The sequence below is a fragment of the Streptomyces sparsus genome (assembly GCF_054776295.1).
The window spans coordinates 1-4089 of the sequence record NZ_BAAHCA010000431.1; the positions used below are offsets into that span (position 1 = coordinate 1).

3 protein-coding genes are annotated in these 4089 nt (G+C 71.1%); 1 reads left to right on the forward strand and 2 read right to left on the reverse strand.

Annotated features, from left to right (window positions below; translation table 11 throughout):
- Positions 1–51: 51 nt before the first annotated feature.
- Both ACYVE9_RS17880 and ACYVE9_RS17885 read right to left on the reverse strand, forming a co-directional pair.
- Positions 52–531 carry a Rieske (2Fe-2S) protein gene (locus ACYVE9_RS17880; RefSeq protein WP_461028880.1) on the reverse strand — a complete coding sequence of 160 codons (480 nt, stop codon included), beginning with the start codon at positions 529–531 and terminating at the stop codon, positions 52–54.
- A gap of 191 nt (positions 532–722) precedes the next feature.
- Complete coding sequence (locus ACYVE9_RS17885; protein WP_461028881.1) at positions 723–1556, reverse strand: alpha/beta fold hydrolase; 834 nt, start codon at positions 1554–1556, stop codon at positions 723–725.
- Positions 1557–2148: 592 nt separating this feature from the next.
- Between ACYVE9_RS17885 and ACYVE9_RS17890 the strand changes: the two genes are divergently transcribed.
- A complete protein-coding gene (locus ACYVE9_RS17890; RefSeq protein WP_461028882.1) occupies positions 2149–4035 on the forward strand; it encodes an AMP-dependent synthetase/ligase in 1887 nt (628 codons plus the stop codon).
- Positions 4036–4089 lie beyond the last annotated feature (54 nt).

Sequence of the window (4089 nt, forward strand, 5' to 3'; positions counted from 1 at the left end):
CGGGGTGCCCTCGGTCGCACCCGGCGCCGACGCCGCCCGTCCCCGCGCCGGTCACGCCATCCGGATGGCGTCACCGTCCACCGAGATGTCGGCCGCGGGCAGCGGCTGCTGGGCGGGACCGTTCGTCACGCTGCCGTCGGTGATGCTGAACTTGCTGCCGTGGCAGGCGCAGTTGATGGTGCCGTCCGACACCTCCGCCACCAGGCAGTTCTGGTGGGTGCAGACGGCGGAGTAGGCCTTGAACTCCCCGCTGGTCGGCTGCGTCACGACCACCTTCTGGTCCTTGAAGACCGTGCCGCCGCCCTCGGGGATGTCAGCCGTCCTGCCCAGTTCCGCGCCGCCGCCCTCCGGCTGACCGCCGTCCGACTGCCCGCCGGTGGACTCCTCGGCCGGCGGGGCCTCCGTGTCGTTGCCACCGCCGTATGCGCCGTTCGACCCTGAGTCGCCGCCGCAGGCGGTGAGTGAGGCGGCGATTCCGGCTGCGCCGGCGGCGGCGAGCAGGGTGCGACGGGTGGTCACTGGTTGCGACATGGTGGCTGACCTTTCGATGCGTGGACGCTTCACCGGGGGTACGGCCCGCAGCGGTGCGGTGTTCAACCGTCTCACTTCCCGCTTCTCACCGCGCCCGGCCCGGACTGATCGCACCGGAGCCCGCCCCGCCCCGGGACGCTGGTCGCGGCCCCGCTCGGCCGATGCGCCGAGCGGGGCCGCCGGGGTTCGGACTACCTGGAGAGAAAGGCTGTCAGAGCCTTGTTCACCTCGTCGGCGTGGGTCCACAGCAGGCCGTGCGGAGCGCCCTCGATGACCACGTACTCGGCTTCGGGCAGGGCCTCGTGGAAGGGGATGGCCGTCGACTCGATCGGCAGGATCCGGTCGGCGGAGCCGTGCAGGATGAGCGCCGGCACGTCGATCTTGGCAATGTCGGCGCGGAAGTCCGTCGTCCAGGTGGGGACGGCCGCGCGCGAGGCGTGGGCGGACGCGCCGGCCGCGGTCGCCCAGTTGGCCCGGACGACGTCCTCGCTGATGCGGGAGCCCAGGTTCTCGTCGAGGTTGTAGAAGGCCTGGTAGAACTCGGTGAAGTACGCGTAGCGGTCCTGGCTGACGGCCGCGAGGATGCCCTCGAACACCTCCCCGTCGACGCCCGTGGGGTTGTCGTCCGTCTTGAGCAGGTAGGGCTCGAGACCGGCGAGGAACGCGGCCTTCGCCACCCGTCCCGAACCGTAGGTGCCCAGGTAGCGGCCGACTTCGCCGGTGCCCATGGAGAAGCCGACCAGTACGGCGTCGGTGAGGTCGAGGGTCTCCATCACCGTGTTGAGGTCGGCGGCGAAGGTGTCGTAGTCGTAGCCGGTGGTGGGTCGGCTGGACCGGCCGAAGCCGCGGCGGTCGTAGGTGATGACCCGGTGTCCGGAATCGAGCAGCACGGGCAGCTGCTTCTCCCAGGACTGCCCGTCCAGGGGGTAGCCGTGGATGAGCACCACCGGCCGGCCCTGTCCGTGGTCCTCGTAGTAGAGGTCGATGTCGGTGCTGTTCTCCCGGCCGACGGTGATGAAAGGCATGATGCTCCTCCTGGGCAGTGGCGCGGAACGGCGGGCCGCTCGGCCCGGCGGAGTGCGGGTGATCGCTCCTCCGTCGGCTCCTCGGACGAGGGAAGCGCGGCGGGCCGCCTGTTGCATGATGCGACGGGGAGCGTCGGCACGCGAGCGGGGGAAAGCGGACCCGAAAGGGATGCTTCCGCCTGTTTCTCCCCTGACACCGTGCCTCCTCCCCGGCGCCGCCTTCGCGAACGCGGCCAGCCGGCCAGCCGGCCGTCGAGCCGCGTTCGACGTCGGGTTCCGAACCGGTCGGAGCTCCCCGGGCGTCGCATCGGCGCCAGCCTGCCCGTCCCCTCTTGCCGCCGCCTTGTCACCGCCCTGTCCACCGGCGGCGGGCCCGTGAGGGCGGGCCGTGGACGAGGGCGTGCTGCTGCCGTCGCCGACCCCTCCTCGGCGGCCGACGGCCTCGCGAGCCGCCGGACCAGGGGGAACCCCGCCGTCCCCTCTTGCACGACGCCTCTTACGCATCGCCGGGTTTCCCCTTAGTCTCACCACAGCCCGCTGGTTACCTGTCGGTTAACAAGTCGTGTGGGCGCATCCGGGCCCGGAGGTCAATGTGAGTGCAGAGCAGTCCCTTGTCGAGAACCGCCCGGCTTCCGTGGCGCACCTCTTCCTCTCGAGGGTCGAGGCCACACCCGACCGCGAGGCCTACCGCTTCCCGGTGCCGGTCGGTGACGGTTCCTCCGGCGACGAGCAGTGGCGCTCGCTGACCTGGGCGGAGACCGCCGACCGGGTCCGGGCGATCGCGGCCGGCCTGCTCGCCCTCGGCGTCGGCGCCGAGGAGCGGGTGGCGATCTCCTCCTCCACCAGGGTGGAGTGGATCCTCGCGGACATGGGCGCGATGCTCGCGGGGGCCGCCGCCACCGCCGTCTACCCCAGCACCAACGCCGAGGAGACGGAGTACATCCTCTCCGACTCCGGCAGCCGGGCGATCTTCGTCGAGAACGCCGAGCAGCTCGCCAAGGTGGTCGCCCACGCCGACGGCCTGCCCGAGCTGGACCACGCGATCCTCTTCGACCCGCAGGCGGACGCCCCGCAGGTGGCGGGCCTGGAAGTGCTGTCCCTGGCCGAGCTGGAGAAGCGCGGCGCGGTGTACCTGGAGGAGCATCCCGACGCGGTCGAGGAGGCGGTCCGGGCGATCGAGCCGGAGCATCTCGCCACCCTGATCTACACCTCCGGCACGACCGGTCGGCCGAAGGGCGTGCGCCTGGTGCACGACTGCTGGTCGTACCAGGGGGTCGCGCAGGAGGCCGTCGGACTGCTGCGGTCCGACGACGTCCAGTTCCTGTGGCTGCCGCTGTCCCACGTCTTCGGCAAGGCCCTGATCTCCGGGCAGATCCGGACCGGTCACGTGATGGCGGTGGACGGGCGCGTCGACCGCATCATCACCAATCTGCCCGCCGTCCGGCCCACTCTGATGGCCTCCGCGCCACGCATCTTCGAGAAGGTCTACAACGGCATCGCGAGCAAGGCCAGAGCCGAAGGCGGCGTCAAGTACAGGATCTTCCTCTGGGCCGCGAAGGTCGCCCGCGACTACGCCAGGACCCGCCAGGAGAGCATGACGGCGACCGGGCACGCCAAGGTGCCGTTGTCGCTCACCGTGCGGCACGCCGTCGCCGACAAGCTGGTGTACGGCAAGATCCGCGCGGCCTTCGGCGGCAACCTGCGGGGCAGCGTGTCCGGCAGCGCGGCCCTCGCCCCCGACATCGGCTACTTCTTCGCCGGTGCGGGCGTGCACGTGCTCGAGGGCTACGGCCTGACCGAGACCAGCGCCGCCTGCACGGTCAACCCCGCCGACGACTACCGGGTGGGCACGGTCGGCAGGCCGCTGCCCGGTACCGAGGTCCGGATCGCGGACGACGGTGAGGTCCTGCTGAGGGGCCCGGGCGTGATGCGCGGCTACCACAACCTGCCGGAGAAGACCGCGGAGGTGCTGGAGAGCGACGGCTGGTTCCACTCCGGCGACATCGGTGAGGTCGACAAGGACGGCTTCGTCAGGATCACCGACCGCAAGAAGGACCTGTTCAAGACCTCCGGCGGCAAGTACGTGGCGCCCACCGAGATCGAGGGCCGCTTCAAGGCCGTCTGCCCCTTCGTCAGCAACATCCTGGTCATCGGCAACGGCCGGAACTTCTGCACCGCGCTCATCGCGCTGGACGAGACAGTGATCATGCCGTGGGCGGCGACCCACGGCCTCGCCGGCCGCGGTTACGCCGAGGTCGTGTCCGCACCGGAGGTGCGCGAGCTGATCGACGGCTTCGTCCAGCGGGTCAACGCCGACCTCCAGCGCTGGCAGACGATCAAGAACTTCTCGGTACTGCCCCGGGACCTGGACATCGAGCACGGGGAGCTCACCCCGAGCCTGAAGGTCAAGCGGCCCGTGGTGGAGCGCGAGTACACCGACGTCATCGAGGCGATGTACGAGGGCTCCCGCGAAGCCTGACCGCCGGCTGCCGCCCCGGACACCGGGCGGCGCCCGACCCGACCACCGGGCCGG

What these genes read in the sequence shown, in the direction of transcription:
- ACYVE9_RS17885 (WP_461028881.1), bottom strand. Translation starts at nt 1,556, where the DNA reads ATGCCTTTCATCACCGTCGGCCGGGAGAACAGCACCGACATCGACCTC.
- ACYVE9_RS17880 (WP_461028880.1), bottom strand. Translation starts at nt 531, where the DNA reads ATGTCGCAACCAGTGACCACCCGTCGCACCCTGCTCGCCGCCGCCGGC.